Annotated in this window: 10 protein-coding genes and 1 pseudogene; 10 read left to right on the top strand and 1 reads right to left on the bottom strand. The window is 62.6% G+C overall.

The features are described 5' to 3' along the window. Positions 1-11: 11 nt before the first annotated feature. The 7 genes from tssG to VH564_RS23220 are packed head-to-tail and all read left to right on the top strand — an operon-like array spanning position 12 to position 10,987. Positions 12-1,079, top strand: coding sequence for a type VI secretion system baseplate subunit TssG (tssG, locus tag VH564_RS23250; protein ID WP_423342224.1), 1,068 nt, complete (start codon positions 12-14; stop codon positions 1,077-1,079). Continuing rightward, positions 1,069-2,319 carry an FHA domain-containing protein gene (locus VH564_RS23245; RefSeq protein ID WP_423342223.1) on the top strand — a complete coding sequence of 417 codons (1,251 nt, stop codon included), beginning with the start codon at positions 1,069-1,071 and terminating at the stop codon, positions 2,317-2,319. Before tssG ends, VH564_RS23245 begins: the two co-directional genes overlap by 11 nt. Continuing rightward, complete coding sequence (tssK, locus tag VH564_RS23240; protein WP_423342222.1) at positions 2,309-3,649, top strand: type VI secretion system baseplate subunit TssK; 1,341 nt, start codon at positions 2,309-2,311, stop codon at positions 3,647-3,649. The genes VH564_RS23245 and tssK overlap by 11 nt, the downstream gene beginning before the upstream one ends. Further along, positions 3,646-5,187, top strand: a complete 1,542-nt coding sequence (gene tssL, locus VH564_RS23235) for a type VI secretion system protein TssL, long form (protein ID WP_423342221.1) — start codon at positions 3,646-3,648, stop codon at positions 5,185-5,187. The genes tssK and tssL overlap by 4 nt, the downstream gene beginning before the upstream one ends. After that, positions 5,184-8,666: a type VI secretion system membrane subunit TssM gene (gene tssM, locus VH564_RS23230; RefSeq protein ID WP_423342220.1), complete on the top strand. Its 3,483-nt coding sequence runs from the start codon at positions 5,184-5,186 to the stop codon at positions 8,664-8,666. The genes tssL and tssM overlap by 4 nt, the downstream gene beginning before the upstream one ends. Before the next feature lie 10 nt (positions 8,667-8,676). After that, positions 8,677-10,068 carry a type VI secretion system-associated protein TagF gene (gene tagF / locus VH564_RS23225; RefSeq protein ID WP_423342219.1) on the top strand — a complete coding sequence of 464 codons (1,392 nt, stop codon included), beginning with the start codon at positions 8,677-8,679 and terminating at the stop codon, positions 10,066-10,068. Next, positions 10,061-10,987 carry a serine/threonine-protein kinase gene (locus VH564_RS23220; protein WP_423342218.1) on the top strand — a complete coding sequence of 309 codons (927 nt, stop codon included), beginning with the start codon at positions 10,061-10,063 and terminating at the stop codon, positions 10,985-10,987. Before tagF ends, VH564_RS23220 begins: the two co-directional genes overlap by 8 nt. Positions 10,988-11,032: 45 nt before the next feature. On the opposite strand, the gene VH564_RS23215 is transcribed toward VH564_RS23220, so the two are convergent. Next, positions 11,033-12,136, bottom strand: a complete 1,104-nt coding sequence (locus VH564_RS23215; RefSeq protein WP_423342217.1) for a polysaccharide biosynthesis/export family protein — start codon at positions 12,134-12,136, stop codon at positions 11,033-11,035. A 226-nt stretch (positions 12,137-12,362) separates the two neighbouring features. Between VH564_RS23215 and VH564_RS23210 the strand changes: the two are divergent. The 3 genes and pseudogenes from VH564_RS23210 to VH564_RS23200 all read left to right on the top strand — a co-directional run bounded on the left by VH564_RS23210 (position 12,363) and on the right by VH564_RS23200 (position 15,557). Continuing rightward, positions 12,363-13,063 (top strand): annotated as a pseudogene (locus tag VH564_RS23210) (IS6 family transposase). A gap of 13 nt (positions 13,064-13,076) precedes the next feature. Beyond that, on the top strand, positions 13,077-13,901 hold the full coding sequence (locus VH564_RS23205) for a LuxR C-terminal-related transcriptional regulator (RefSeq protein WP_423342216.1): 825 nt from the start codon (positions 13,077-13,079) through the stop codon (positions 13,899-13,901). After that, positions 13,902-15,557, top strand: coding sequence for a hybrid sensor histidine kinase/response regulator (locus VH564_RS23200; RefSeq protein ID WP_423342215.1), 1,656 nt, complete (start codon positions 13,902-13,904; stop codon positions 15,555-15,557). Positions 15,558-15,606 lie beyond the last annotated feature (49 nt).

Raw genomic sequence — 15,606 nt, 5'->3', positions numbered from 1 at the left:
CGACGCGAACCATGGATGCTTCAACCGCCCGCAAGCCTGAAGGCCACGCCGTACCCCCCGACGGGGCTGCGTTGGCCGGGCTCGTCGATCTGCTGGAGCGCGATCCCGGTCGCTTCGAGCCGGTCACCGCGTTGCGCATCGCCCAGGCCGCAGCCGAAGGAGAGCTGGGCATCCTGGCGCATACCGGCGTCTCCACCGCGCCACTTCCCGTCAGCGGCCTCAAGCGCAAGGATGGGCGCTTTTCGCTTCGCAGTGCGCTTGCCGGCCTCACAGGCCCGCTCGGCTCGATGCCCTCGACCTATGACGAACAGATCCTTCGCCAGGAGCGCAACCGCTCGCGGGCGCTTGCAAGCTTCTTCGATCTCTTCAGCAGCCGCATGGCAGAACTCTTCGCCGATGCCTGCGAAAAATACCGGATCGCCCGGCGGCTGCGCTGGGGAAGCGATCGCAAGGGCAACGCATTCGTCAGTTCGCTGCTGGCACTTTCCGGCTTTCGCACCAGGCGCCTGACAGAAATTGCCGGCGTCGACGAGGATATCCTGCTGCGGTTCTCCGGATTCTTTGCAGCCCGCAACCGCAATGCCGCGAACCTGCGCGCCATGCTGGGAGAGTTTACCGGCCTACCGGTCGAGGTTGAACTATTTCGCGGCCGCTGGCTGACCGTTCCGGAGGCGGAGCGCAGCCAGATCGGAAGTCCGCAGGGCGTCCAGCTCGGCGTCAACGCCACGGCCGGCACCGCAATCCGGGATTTCAGCGGCGGCTTTCGCATCGTCATCGGCCCGCTCGGCTATGCCGACTACCTCTCGCTGACCCCAGGCGGCCGCGGTATCACGGAGGTTTTCTCGCTCGCCCGTCTCTATGTCGGCGCGGCCCTCGATTTCGACATCCAGGTCGTCCTGCGCAAAGAGGAAATCCCGTTCTGCCAATTGGGTGAAGCCGGTGACATGGCCGCGCAGCCCGGCCCCCGGCTGGGCTGGAACAGCTGGGCACGGAACGAACCGGCGGCAACGGACAGCGGCGACGCGATCATCGTCGAGCGCCAACCCGTCGACACGCAGGGAGGTTTGCATGCGGCTTGAACTCAAGCAGATCAGCGGCAGCGCTGCCGCCTCGGGCACGGCGACAAAATGGTATTTCGAGCGGGGCCGGCGCACTCTCGGGCGCGCGGCGGACTGTGACTGGCAGTTGCCGGAAGACCAAAGGTCGGTGTCCAAGCTCCATTGCATCATCGAGCGGGACCGGGACGGATTCACCCTGATCGACAAGAGCGCCAACGGCTCGAAGGTCGACGGCGTCGTCGTCTATGAAGGCGAGGCCACACGGTTGAACGACCGATCGCGGCTCGAGCTCGGCGGGCTTGCTTTCGCAGTCTCGATTTCCGGCGAACGCGCGCCTGACGTGGAAGACCCCGCAGCGGGCATAGCACTCAGCGACGAGCCGCTGACCATCTCCGCCATCCTTGCGGATATTTCGTCCGGCGGCGGCAGTGCCAGCGGCATTATCGGTGAACGGGAAGCCGATGGATGGTCGGGCCAGGCAACCCCCGTGCCCGCTCGAGAGGGCCGCGGCAAACCGGGCGCCCCCTCCTCGCGCGACGTCGAAATCGGCTGGGACGGCCCACCGCAGCTGGGTTCGGCCACCAAGCTGCTGCCCGACGACTGGAATGTAGACGGCTCGTCGGATTTCGGGGATCACCTCGAACATGGCTCGGCAACCCGCGTGGCAGTGCCGATCGCACGGGTTCGCCCGGCGGTGTCGGAGGGGGGTGTCGAGGAAGACTTGCCCACGTTCGAGCCGCCTGCAGAAATCGGGGAAGTGGACTTCGCTGAACTTTCGCCCGACCGCTCCACCGGACTAGTGGCGACGATGGAAGCGCTGCTGACGCGCCTGGAAGACACCGTAGATGGCGCCTTCCAGTTGTTCGACATGGAACAGCCAACCGTCGCGCCTCCTTTCAATCGGTCCGCCCAGAGCCGCGAAGACATCATTGCCAGCCGTGCCGAGGCACTGCTGATGCGCCAGCAGCGACTGACCAGCGCTCTCGATGCCTTGATGCGGGAGGCGACCCGGCTCATGGAGCCGCGCCTGATCGAGGCGCGCGTCGATGCCAGCAGCCGCAAACTGCCCTGGGGGCGCAGCCGTGACTACTGGCGCGCCTACCGGACGCAATTCGAGAAAGACGGGAAGACGCTTTCGGTGCGCGACATTTTCCGCGCGGCAATGACTGGCGAAGCGCCACCGACGGTTTTCCGAGCACCAGACCTTGGCGGCAACGCGCCGGCCGGGGGAGAAGAGGGACGACGCGACGATGAGAAATGAGAACCGGGTGGCCTGGAGCGAAGGCATGTTCCTTCGCGTGCAGCATTTCCAGCAGGCGGACCGCTGGACGGAAAGGCTGGTGCGCACCACGACCCGCGGACTGTGCCCCTACCCCTGGGGCGTCTCGGAAATCGGCATCGACCGCAGCGCGCTCGCCATCGGCCAGTTCGCCCTGTCGAACCTGCGCGGCATCCTGCCCGACGGCACGCCGTTCGAGGCGCCGATCGATGCCGACCTGCCGCCGGCGCTCGATCTCGACCCGGAGACCAAGAACGCCATCATCTACCTCGCACTTCCCGCCCGCCAGCCGGGCAAGGCCGACGTCGCCCTGAACGGCGGCCCGCGATTGAACAGCGTTCGCCTTGTCGCGTCCAACTACGAGGCGCCCGACGCCAATGTCGAGACCGACTTCATGGCGCCGATCGATGTCGGTCGCCTTAGCCTGCGGTATCTGAAGACGGGCGACGAACTCGCCGGTTACGAACTCATCGGGCTTGCCCGGGTGATCGAGGTGCGTTCCGACCGCGCTGTCATCCTCGATCCGGAGTTCATTGCCGCCAGCCTCAATTGTGCCGCCGAATCCCGGTTGAGCGAGTTGATGACCGAGCTGCTCGGCATCGTCCGTCACCGCGCCGAGGCGATTGCCGAGCGTATCGGCGATCCTACGATCCGCGGCACCGCAGAAGTCGGGGACTATTTCCTGCTGCAGATCCTCAACCGTGCCGATCCCATGCTGAAGCATATCGCCGCGAACGCAACGCGCATGCATCCGATGGATTTTTACGAGACCTGCATCCAGCTGGCCGGCGAACTGGCGACGTTCACCACCGATCGCAAGCGCGCATCGGACTTTCCACCCTATCGTCACGATGACCTGAAGGCGACGTTTGCAGCCGTGTTCGACGATCTGCGGGCCTCGCTCTCGGCCGTTCTCGAACAGGCGGCCGTGCTGATCGAGCTGGCAGAGCGCCGCCATGGGGTGCGCGTCGGTACCATCAACGACCGCTCGCTGCTGAAGGATGCAGGCTTCGTGCTTGCCGTCCGTGCCGAAATGCCGGCGGAGGACGTGCGCCGCAAGCTGCCGGCGCAGATCAAGGTCGGGCCCGTCGAACGGATCGCCGAGCTCGTCAACGTCGCGTTGCCCGGTATTCCCGTCCGGCCCCTGCCGGTGCTGCCGCGTCAGCTGCCCTATCGCGCCGGCACCATCTACTTCGAACTCGACACCAAAAATCCGATCTGGAAGCAACTCGAGACCTCCGGCGCCATCGCCTTGCACCTTGCCGGCGATTTCCCGGGTCTCGAAATGGAACTGTGGGCCCTTAGAGAATGAGCAACGAACCCACGCCTGGCTGGAAAGATCAGCCGACCCTTGTCGAAGTGACAGAGGAGGGTACCAAGAAGACCCAGTCCGCCCAGAAAATGGCGGAGATGCTCGACGACGTGCTGGACGGCGGGCATTCGATGCCGGCATCCGGCATTTCCGCGGCGCCGGGCGGCGGCTGGTCCGTCGAGACCATGGTCCGCGACTTCCGCTTCGGCGGCGAGGAAGTGCCGACGCTGGTGCGCTCCGCCGCGCCATTGCTGAACCTCGCGCATGTGCTGCGCTATACGGAAGAGCAACCGGATATCGACCAGCTGCGGCGGGTCGCGGTCGAGGCTGTCGGCCGCTATGAGCGGGACCTGGCGGGTGCGCGCATCAGCCAGGAGCGGGCCCGCGCCGCCCATTACGTCATCTGCGCCACCGTCGACGACGTGATCCTCAGCAAGCCCTGGGGCGTGCGGGCCGGATGGGCGCGTTCGGGGCTCGTGTCCACCTTCCATATGGACGTGACGGGCGGTGACCGGGTTTTCGATTTGCTCGACCACTTCCATCAGAGCCCTGGTGCCAACAAGGATTTGCTGCTGCTGCTCTATTTGAGCCTTTCGCTCGCCTTCGAGGGTCGCACCCGCGTTTCGCCGCGCGGAAACCTCGAACTCGGACGCATCCGCGACAGCCTCTACAAGACGCTGCTGGGCCAGTACGGGATTTTCGAGCGCGAGCTTTCACCGCACTGGAAAGGCGTCTCGGCCCGCCACAAGCCGCTGCGCACGTCGGTTGCGCTGTGGACCTTGCTGTCCCTCCTCGCTTTGATCCTTGCGCTCGGCTACCTGTTTTTCACGCTGTCGCTCAACGGCGCTTCCGACGGAACCTTCCAGCGGCTTGCTTCCCTGCCGCCGCGCGACACACCGAGCCTGCTGATCAGCGCACCGCAGCGGCCTCCGGAAGAGAAACCGGCGGTGGTAGAGGCCAAGCCTCAACCTGTTCAGGAACCACCGCCAAAGACCCCGCCGCCGCCGAGCCGGCTGGACAGCCTGCTTGCCTTCCTCCAGCCCGAGGTCGACAAGAAACTGGTGACGCTGTCGGATTCGAACGGCAAACTGCTGGTGCGCATCAACAACTCAGGCCTGTTCGAAGTGGGCAGCGCCGAGGTCAGCCCCGAATTTGAGGGCCTGATCCAGCGTATCGGTGGCGCCCTTGCGCAGGAGAACTTCCGCGCCGTCGTTGTCGGCTATACGGACAACATCCCCATCCGAACCATCCAGTTCCCATCGAACTGGCATCTATCGGAAGCGCGCGCCAAGGCCGTGGGCGACATACTCAGCGGCTTTACCGGCCCCGGTGCAATCCTCACCGAAGGTCGCGCCGACAGCGATCCGATTGCCGACAATGCCACGCCACAGGGTCGCGAGATGAACCGACGTACTGAAATCCTCGTGCTGACCGATCCAAAGGAAAGGCTGACCGATGCCGGTCTGAAGGTTCCGCCGGCGAAGGCGGAACAACAGACCACGCCAGAGGCCCAGGCTGAGCCAGGTGCAACCCGATGAACAATCCGCTTAGCCTTTTCTACACGCTGCGATCCTATGTCGAGGCCTATGCCGGCCTGGTCGGCCGGCGGTTCATCTCGGTCATCTGGGTCGCGGCGATCTGCGTGGTCGTCTGGTTCTACGGCTCTCTTGCAGCCTATGGCGACTTCAAGCCGTTGGCCACGCCGAACGCGCGGATCACGCTCATCGTCGCCGTCATCGTCGCATGGCTCATCTATCTCGGCTATTCGACCTACCGCGATCGTCGCCGCGACAAGCAACTGGTCGAAGGGATCGAGCAGGATGCCGCAGCGGAAGCGGCTGCCAGCCAGAATGCTGAGGTCGGAGAGATCCACAACCGGCTGAAGGAAGCGCTGCAGCTCCTGAGGCGGATTACCAAGAAGCGTTTCGGCTATATCTACGAACTTCCCTGGTACGTGATCTTCGGCGCGCCGGGCTCCGGCAAGACCACGGCACTTTCCAATTCCGGCCTGAAATTCCCGCTCGGCGATGCGCTGGGCAGCAATTCCGTTCAGGGGATCGGCGGCACCCGCAACTGCAATTGGTGGTTCACGGACGAGGCGATCCTGATCGACACCGCCGGACGATACACAACGCAGGACGATCTCAATGGCACCGCCAAGGCGGGCTGGGAGGGATTCCTGGGGCTATTGCGCAAGTACCGTCGCTCCCAGCCCATCAACGGCGCTCTGCTGACGATCTCGATCGGCGATCTTCTGACCCGCGATGCAGGAGCCCAGCGCGAGGAAATCCGCGTCATACGCCAGCGACTTTCCGAGCTCGACGAACATCTGCAGGCGCGTGTCCCGGTCTATCTCGTGCTGACCAAGGCGGACCTGTTGACCGGCTTCGTCGAATTCTTCGACGGTCTCAACAAATCCGACCGGGAGCAGGTCTGGGGAACGACATTCGGTCTCGACGAAAGCTACAAGGCCGAAACCCTGCCAGAGCGCTACATGGCAGAGTTCACGCTTCTGCAGGAACGGGTCGGCTCGATGCTGATCGAACGGCTGCAACAGGAGCCGAACCCGGAGCTGCGCGGCCGCATCTTCCGCTTCCCGGCCGAGCTCGCGGCCCTGAAGGAAGGCTTGCATGAGGTGATGACGGAACTTTGCTCCGGTTCAAAATTGATCGAGCCGCCTTTGCTGCGGGGTGTCTATTTCGCCTCGGGCACGCAGACCAGCCGGTCTGTCGTGACCGCGTCCCAGTCGCGCCGCAGCTATTTCCTGTCCCGGCTGTTCAAGGAGGTGATTTTCGAGGAAGCTTCGCTCGTCTCCCGCGACAAGCGGCTCTCCCGACGCCAGATGTTTTTCCGCCGGGCAGCCTATGCATCGGCCGTTTTGGTTCTGGCCGTGGTGTTGACCAGCTGGACTGCGACATACTTCCAGAACAATGCGGCGATTGCCAGCGCCGACCGTCGGATCGACGCCTACGAACAATCCATTCGCGGCGTGCCCGTGCGCGATGTCTCCGACGCCGATTTCCTGCGCATCCTTCCGGCCCTGGACAATCTCGCGGCTGTCACCACAGACTTCTCCAGAACCCGCGTCTGGCCCGTCAGCTTCGGCCTCGACCAGGAGGGAAAGGTGGCCGCCCGACAGCGCGATGCCTATCAGCGCGCGCTGAACGCCCTTCTCCTGCCGCGTATGCTGGTGCAATTGCAAAAGCAGATGACCGAGGCCACGAACATCGACGCGACCTTCAATACCCTCAAACTCTACGGCATGCTGGGTGGCCTTGGAAAGATGGAGCCGGAGTTCGTCAGCCTCGAAGCGGACGACATGTTCACCGCCCTTTATCCCGGCGAAGGCCGCGCCGCTGCCCGCCACGCCCTGATCGCCCATGCCCGGGCGATGGCCGACGGCGTCTTGCCGCCCATCGAACTCGACGATGCCTTGATCGCCAAGGCCCGCGATACCATCCGCTCGCAAAGCATCGCCAGCCGCGCCTACGATATTCTCGCCAACGAGCGGTCGGCCCGCGATCTGCCGGAATGGACGCCCGCAACTGCGTTGGGTCCATCCGGCGAGCAAGCCTTCGAACGGACGTCGAAGGCGCCGCTTCAGGATGGCATCCCCGGGCTTTTCTCGACCACCGGTTACCGCAGCGTCGTGCTGCCAGATATCACCGATGCCGCCCGGGAAGCGCTCGACGAGGAGTGGGTACGCGGTGTGGCCAATCCGGCCGGCACCACGATCGATACGACGACACAGGCAGCGCTCCAGCTCTATTTCAATAGCTTCGAACAGCGCTGGACTGCATTGCTCAGCGATATGCGGATCAAACCCTCGCAGACGATCGGCGATGCCGCCGAGACCACGCGGATCCTTGCCAGCGAACCAAGCCCCGTCGAGGGTCTGGCGAAATCCATCGCCGCCTTCACCGATCTGAGACCCGTCGGCGCCGATGTGGCCTCCACGGGAGACGTCGACCCGGTCAGCGCGACGAATGCGCTGACCGCTGCGGCCAACGCACCGGATCCTTTCGGCGGTCTTCGTCTGGCGTTGGAGGTGCCTGTGGCGCAGACACCGATCTCCGACCAGTCCAAGGACGCTCCGAAATCGCCGATCGGCCAGCTCAAGCCGCTGCTCCAGAAGGTGCACGATCAGCTGTCGCGCGCCACCACCTCGACGGCCGAAGTGGCCAAGGTGTTCGATGTCGATAGCCAGCTCACCGATGCCAACCAGGATCTTCTGCAACAGGCCCGTCGCCTGCCGCCGCCGGTGGACACCTGGATGGCGGGACTGGCTGCAGATGTCGGCTCACTGGCGGTAAAATCGGCCCGCACCCGCATCAGCGATGCCTGGACGGCGGAAGGGGCAAGCCTCTGCTCCAGTGTCGTTGCCGGCCGCTATCCCTTCGACCGGCAATCGCCGCGCGACGTGGCGATGAGCGATTTCATCAGGCTGTTCGGACCGAAGGGGCTGTTCAAGACATTCTTCAGCGAACGGCTGGCTGCCTTTGTCGATACCAGCGCCACCCCATGGGGCTGGAAGGGGACGTTCGGCGCAAAAAGCATTCCGAGCGAGGCGATCGCCCAATTCGAAAATGCCGACAAGATCAACCGCGCCTTCTTCCCGGCAGGCAGCGAAAATCCGGCAGTGGCCATCAACATCAAGCCGGTCTCGCTCTCGGAAGCCTCCAACGCGGTGATGCTCGAGATCGAGGGTGAGCGCGTCGTGTACTTCCACGGCCCCGTTCAATCGAAATCGATCTCATGGCCATCGACCGGCGCAAGCAACGTCTCCCGTCTCGCCTTTCAGCCCGGCGGCTGGGAGCAGGCATTGACGGAAAACGGCGACTGGTCGCCTTTCCGGCTGTTCGACGATGCCAAGATCGATAACCAGGGCAGCGACCTGTTCCGCGCGGCATTCAGCAAAAACGGCAAGGTCGCGGAATTCGACGTGCAGTTCGGATCGGTCCTCAACCCATTCCGGCTGGAAGCGCTCTCGGCGTTTTCCTGCCCGGCACAATTCTGAGTGGACCGATATGAACGACCGAGCAGCCCTCCGCCTCACCACAACGGACGCCGAAAAGATCGGCTTCTTCGGAAAGGTGCCCAGCCACGGTGATTTCGTCTCGACCTCGCTCTCGCGTGGCTTGCAGGATTTCCTTCAGGTGTGGCTGCAGGCCGGCCTGCAACGTGTGCAACAGTCTTTTCCCATAGACTGGGAAGCACGGTTCAGGGCGATGCCCGCATGGCGCTTCGTGATCGAGCGCGGCCAATGGGGTCCGGCGACGCTTGCCGGTGTCGTCGTGCCGAGCCTCGACCGTGTGGGACGCAGCTTTCCGCTCGTCGTGGTCGCCCCTGTCCCGGGCTTCAGCGGCGATCCGCGTCGCGTCTGCCTCGACGACAGCTGGTTTACCGCTGCGGAAGGGATTGCCGAAAGCTCCAGCCGCCGAGACTTCGACATCAAGGAGTTCACCGCAGGCCTCAAACGGTTGCGAAGGCCCCACCCCGGCGACCTCGAACCAGAGGCAGGACCGCGCACAACGGGAACCCTCTGGTGGCGCAGAGGCGATGACCGACGTCTTGTCGGCTTCCGCACATCCGCTGCACCACAGCCCGACGATCTCCTGAAACTGCTCCCGGATGACGCTCCGCCCAGCCGCCCGTCTGCCACGCCAACCCAGCCGCAGCCTGCGACGGCGTCGATCGCCAAGCCCGCTGCCGCCCCGCCTCCGCCTCCCAAAAAGCCGGCGCCGTCGTTGAGCTTCACCCACAGCGAGGTATCCCACCCCGGGACACGGCTTTCGGTGAATGCGGACAGCATGCTGATCGCAGCGGACCGGGGGCTGTTTGCCCTGGCCGACGGGATCGGAGACGGCCACATGGCGGGAGAAGCGGCCAGGATAACCGTTGCAGCGCTGGACGAGACCAACCCGCAAGAGACAATCGACGACGTCGTGCGGGACGTCAAAGGCAAGCTCGGCCGCGCGCACGGCCTTGTCCAGGCGGTGAAGATGTCGTTCGAACGCGACCCGCCGGGCGCCGCCGTTGCGGTTCTCGCGAGGCATGGACAAAGCTTCGCCTTGATCTGGGCCGGCGACGTGAGGTGCTACCTCATCCGCGACGGGATGATGCGCTGCCTCACCCGCGACCATCTCGACGTCGGACTGAAACGGGGCCTGTCGCGCTATGTCGGTCGCGCCGGCCAGTTCAGTCCTGAGGTCGTCACCGACACCATCCATCCCGGCGACCGGCTGCTGCTCTGCAGCAACCCGCTTTGCCGCGTGCTTTCGGAACGCAGCATTGCCGAACTGCTGATCTCGACAGCGCTCGATGACGCTGCCGAGGTTCTGGGACAGGAAGCGCTGATCGCCGATTGCCGCGAGAATTTCAGCGCCATCGTGATCGACGTCGGCGTGAAGAATGGCTAGCGCCTCTCCGCCACCGGGCTTCAGCGCGGTGCAACGCCAATTTTCCGCGCTCGTGCAAACCTTGTCGAGGGACGGCGAGCGGTCCCGGTCGGCCGACGAAAGAAGGCTCCTCGTCGACCAGATAAGGGCAGCGCTGGACCGCGGCGAGGCACGTCTCTCGCAAGAACCGGAAACGGTTGTCGCCAACACATTTGTGCTCGAAGAGCGGATCCACGCGGGGACATCGACGGAAGTCCACCGCGCCCGCCACCGCGATCTCGGCACCTATCATGCAATCAAGACGCTGACGGCGCAGCAGGCCGGCGATCCCGTCGCCAGCCGATTGCTCTTGCACGAAGCAGCGATCGGGCTGGCCCTCAGGCATCCCCACATCGTCGCAACGCAGGCGCTGCTGCGCCTTGCGGATGGGCGCCCCGCCCTGGTGTTCGAATGGAGCGGCCGGAGCCTTGCCGAACACCTCCGGAAGGGCCCGATTTCGCTCGCCGATATCCATGCCGTCATGGCGGCGCTGCTCTCGGCTCTATCAGGCCTGCACGACGCGGGCTGGGTCCATTGCGACATTTCGCCTGGCAACCTGCTGATCGACGAGGACCGAGCGGGGCAGGCCCGGCTTGCAGACTTCGGCGTTGCCGTGGCCACCGGCCTTCGCCAATCCGACCTCGATCTCAGCTTCGCAGGACAGCCGGAGTTCGCCGCACCCGAGCAGATCGCCAGCGAACCGCTCGATGGCCGTTCGGACCTCTATGCCGCCGGTCGGTTGCTGTCTGTTCTCCTCGATCGTTGCGACCAACACTCGCACGGCTGTAGCGCAATCTCGACACTCCGGTTATTGGCAACCACCCTGTCTCACCAGAGACCGGAGATGCGCCCTGAAAATGCAAAAGCCGCCCAGGCTCTCCTTGGCGGCTTTCGGGTTTGAACGTCCGGCCCAGCTAGGGCTATCTCGGCTCGCAAATCTGCGGTTTCACTTACCGCCGGGCAGTGGTGCGGCCGCTGAGGGCGCGCTCTTCTGGTAGATGGTGAAGAGCTTGGCGAAATCCACGCTGCCGGAATTGCTGGCGTAGAGGATATCGCCGTTCAGAATCTGGAAACGTTGCATCAGCGCCAGGTTGGCAACATCCTTCATGTCGACGCGATAGATGGCGGGCTTTGTGGTAGCGCCGACCGAAGAGCCGTAGACTTGCTGATTGCGAACGACATAGAAATTGCTGGCGTCGGCACGGTCGTCCAGCAATCCGCCGGCACGGCTGAAGGCCTGCATCAGGGTCAGCTTGCCCAGCTCGAATTCGAATTCGCCGACACTCTTGAAGGCGCCGAATGCAGTGAAGCTCGGTGCATCCTTGCCGACAACGACCTGATCGTCGGGCAGCAGGTAGATGTTCTGGCGGTTGTCGTCGAGGACGCGCTGCAGCGGCGCCGTGGCGCGTTGCGTGCCACGAATGACCGTGACGCTGGTGGAACTCGGAGCGGACGAGGCGCCGCCGGCAAGGGCCACCGCGTCGAGCACCCGCTCCTTGCGAGCGGTGAGCGGGAAACGACCGGCCGAACGCACGTCGCCATTCACGGTGAAGGCGCTGCTTGGCTTGTCCACCACGGTCACCACCGCCTGCGGATTGACGGCCGACCCCTTCAGGCCTTTGACGATGCGCGATCGCAATGCGTCGGGCGACGAATCCACGACCCGCTGCCTCCCGACGAAGGGAAGCGTGACGGTCCCAGCCGAATCGACGGTGAAGCGTCCGAGGTTGAGGGTCTTGCTCTGGGTCGAGGAGAACAGGCCGTCTTCGCCGGTATCGAGGATCGTGACGTCGATGACATCGCCCCGGCGCAATTTCGTGTCGCTGAGACCGCCGGAATGCAGCTGGCTTAGTCCTTGGTCACCGGATGCATAGGACAGCGGCGCCGTCATCAGCGGCGACATCGGTGCATCCGCAAGTCTGGTCACCGGGATCGACTGGTTGGTGCGCGGGTCCTTGGCGCTGTAGAAGCCCCCGGCCCGCGGTCCATCCGAGGGCTGTGCACAGGCGGACAAAATCAGCAGCATAAAAAGAGGTGCAAGCTTCCGCATGACGTCGCCTTTGATAGATTCGCGTAATTGATAACTATCAAGTGACGCGGAGTGGGCAAGACGGCGTTGCCGGAAAAAGGCAAATATGACTTTCCTGAGGCGGGCGCTGTGGCTTATCGGCAACCAGTGCTCGTGCCGGGCACCTCAAATAGAGCTGGCTCGGGAAATCGGAGAGCGGGTATAATGGCATCGTCAACTCAACGGAATGTGTAATTCGATGTGCGCCATGACAGAGCGTGATCCACTCTATCGCCGCCATCGCTTCCCCGCTGAAGTGATTGCCCACGCTGTGTGGCTCTATTTCCGTTTCCCTCTGAGCTTGCGAACGGTCGAGGACTTGCTGGCGGCCCTGGGATCATTGTCTCTCATCAGACCGTCAGGCTATGGGTGGAGAAATTCGGCCGCACCTTTGCTAACGAGATCCGTCGTCGATCATCGGGTCGGCTTGGGGATAAGTGGCACCTCGACGAGGCCGTCGCTTCAATCCGTGGCAAGACGCATTGGCTGTGGGGCGCTGTAGATTAGGACGGTTTCGTCTTGGAGGTTATCGTACAAAGCCGCGGAAATACAAAGGCGGCCAAGCGCCTGATGCGTAAGCTCTTGAAGGGTCAGGGACGGTCGCCGCGTGGGATGATCACCGACAAGCTGCGGTCCTACGACACAGCAAAGCGTGAGATCATGCCGGCTGTCGAGCACCGCTCCCACAAAGGGTTGAACAATCGGGCGGAGAATTCTCACCAGCTAGTTCGGCGGCGAGAGCGGATCATGAAGCGCTTCAAGTCAGAGTGACATCTACAACGCTTCGTCTCCATTCATGACCCGATTGCCAACCTATTTCAAATCCCACGCCACGGCATCTCCTCCGGCCACCATCGCGAACTGCGCATGGCGGCGATGAGCCTGTGGGCGAAAATTGCCCGAGCATGACAGATATCTGCGGATGACGTCCTTCGCTGGCCTGTCATCCGTTAAGTTTACGATGCCTTACCGGGCTATAGAAAGTGAAAGCAGGCTCAAACCCGACGAAGGGGCCCTGCTCTCCTTAAGCTGCATCACTAGCACAGTCGTGCTAGTGTTCATGACGGTTTTGGCTGTTAATGAAGGGTTCCAAGAACAGCAAGGAGGTGGCCAGTTGGCTCTAGAATGCATAATAGTTGCAGATGACCATCCCGTCTTCCGTGATGGTGTCTGCTCACTAATTCGTGGCCTGTTGCCTGATGCCGAAGTGCACGGTCTTGGTACTTTCGAGGAAGCCCGGGATTTTGCCCGGGCGGCGCCAACGCCGCCGAGTATGTTCATACTCGACCTGACGTTTTCACACAAGAAAATCCGTTCCGAGCTGGAAGCCTTGCGGCGGGAATTCGATTGCGCAGCAATAATTGTGGTGTCGATGGCAGATGACCCAAACACAGTGCAGACGTTGCTATCTTATGGCATCAATGGCTTCGTACACAAGTCTGTGGCGGGCCACGAGTTGTGCCGCGCCATAGTGGCGGCTAGGCAGGGTGACGTCGTTATCCGCTTACCTTTGGCCGACGCCATCAACGAAAGGTCGCCATTCCGCTTGAGTGATCGGCAGACAGAAGTCCTGCGGCTCGTGGCCGAGGGCAAGAGCAACAAGGAAATCGCCGTAGCTCTGTCGATATCTCCATTCACCGTGCGAATCCATGTTTCGGCCATGCTTCGCGCCCTCGGCGTTTCGACGCGAGCCGCCGCTGTTTCCAAGGGGATCAGCGAAGGCCTCTTGGACATTGGAGGGGAATAGATGCTGAGCGCGGAAGCGAACAGGCATGAAGGCTACAAAAGCGAACAACGCCATGCGGCAACACGAGCCGCGGTGATCGGCTGCATATGTGCCTACATCCTCGCCCAGACATATAGGGGCTACCCTTTACCCAGCGGGCTTTTCATTGCCTGCGTTGTGACAGTCCACTTCATCACCTCGTGCGGCCTGCTTCTGTGGATCCGGCGAAGACCAGGCGAAAGTCACCCTCGGCACTACGTCATGACGATATTAGACATCAGCGGCATGACTTACATGATGGCGGTCGGGGGCGCGCCATTTCTCCTACTCTACACTGTGATGCAGCGGATGGTGGTCGCCAACGGGATTACTTATGGTCCTAAGTCGATGAAGATCTCTACCGGAGAGGCGCTCATATCGCTCGCGGTCGTGACCTATTTCAACGACTATTGGCGGAACAACCTCTTCATGGTTCTTACCTTGGCCAGCGGCATGATCCTTGTGCCAACCTACATTTATATGATGCTGAAACGCTTGGAGCTTGCCTACGAACGAGCGCAAGAAGCGAGTATCTCAAAGTCCCGATTTTTGGCCCAGGCCAGCCACGATCTGCGGCAGCCGGTGCACGCAATCAGCCTGTTTACTGCCTGTTTGCGCGATGCACAGCTGCGCGCCGAAGAACTGAAAATGGTGGACAATATCGATCGCTCCCTGCAGAGCGTATCGCGATTGTTCAAATCGCTTCTGGATATCTCCACACTCGACAGCGGCAGAGTCCGCCCTGCCATTAAGCCCGTGGCAATCAGCGAGATTCTTGAAGAAATTCTTCACCAGAACAAGGAAGCAGCTCAAGTCGACGGCACCAAACTGCGAGCTATCGCCTGCGATGTCATCGTGAAGACAGATCGAGCCCTGTTCGCCACAATGCTGCAGAACATCGTGAACAATGCCGTCAAGTACGCTCCTGGGAAAGAGATCTTGATCGCTTGCCGGCGCCGCCGCGATACACTTGCCGTTCAGGTCTTTGACCGCGGTCCAGGGATCCCGGAAGGACATCGGGCAAAGGTGTTTGAGGAATTCCACCAGGTTCGTCGACGCGGCGACAAAGACGTCGAAGGGGTGGGGCTAGGACTGGCCATCGTGCGCAGGCTCGGCAACGTTCTAAACATCGACGTTGCACTTCGCTCTGTGATTGGCCGCGGCACCTGTATCACGCTATCGAACTTGCCGATCTCTACCGATCCAATACCCTTGCCTCGCGCTTCGTCGGCAATTTCTCCCGGCCTCGAGCACGGGTTACGCGTATTGCTGGTCGATGACGACGAGACCGTCCTAACAGCGACGGCGATCCTCCTCCGTAAATGGGGCTGCGACGTTCAGGCGGAGCTTGCTCCGCCACTGAAGCTGTCAGAGCCGGACCTTCTTATCACCGACTTCGATCTTGGCAACGGCGTTACCGGCAAAGAGTGCATTGACCAGGTCCGGCGCCTGGCGGGCCGACCGGTGCCATCGGTTGTATTGAGTGGGCATGACCAGGAACGCGTACGCGAAGACTTAGACTTGCCCGAGGTTCCCGTCCTGGTCAAACCAGTGCGGCCAGCCGAGTTGCGCTCTATCCTGCTTGCCCAGGCAGTTCAAGCGAGATCGCACCGATCTATGCAGCGCTCGACAGAGTAAGCACCAAGCCACTAGGGTGCGCCGGTTCAGTTCTGGAGGTGGCAAGCAC

This window comes from Rhizobium sp. HT1-10 (assembly GCF_049472505.1).
Classification (GTDB): domain Bacteria; phylum Pseudomonadota; class Alphaproteobacteria; order Rhizobiales; family Rhizobiaceae; genus Rhizobium.
The sequence above is the reverse complement of the archived record's forward strand: the minus strand, read 5'-3'. Positions and strand labels throughout refer to the sequence as shown.

Coding starts and splice junctions, on each gene's coding strand:
- tssG (WP_423342224.1), top strand. CDS start 12: ATGGATGCTTCAACCGCCCGCAAGCCTGAAGGCCACGCCGTACCCCCC.
- VH564_RS23245 (WP_423342223.1), top strand. CDS start 1,069: ATGCGGCTTGAACTCAAGCAGATCAGCGGCAGCGCTGCCGCCTCGGGC.
- tssK (WP_423342222.1), top strand. CDS start 2,309: ATGAGAAATGAGAACCGGGTGGCCTGGAGCGAAGGCATGTTCCTTCGC.
- tssL (WP_423342221.1), top strand. CDS start 3,646: ATGAGCAACGAACCCACGCCTGGCTGGAAAGATCAGCCGACCCTTGTC.
- tssM (WP_423342220.1), top strand. CDS start 5,184: ATGAACAATCCGCTTAGCCTTTTCTACACGCTGCGATCCTATGTCGAG.
- tagF (WP_423342219.1), top strand. CDS start 8,677: ATGAACGACCGAGCAGCCCTCCGCCTCACCACAACGGACGCCGAAAAG.
- VH564_RS23220 (WP_423342218.1), top strand. CDS start 10,061: ATGGCTAGCGCCTCTCCGCCACCGGGCTTCAGCGCGGTGCAACGCCAA.
- VH564_RS23215 (WP_423342217.1), bottom strand. CDS start 12,136: ATGCGGAAGCTTGCACCTCTTTTTATGCTGCTGATTTTGTCCGCCTGT.
- VH564_RS23205 (WP_423342216.1), top strand. CDS start 13,077: ATGACGTCCTTCGCTGGCCTGTCATCCGTTAAGTTTACGATGCCTTAC.
- VH564_RS23200 (WP_423342215.1), top strand. CDS start 13,902: ATGCTGAGCGCGGAAGCGAACAGGCATGAAGGCTACAAAAGCGAACAA.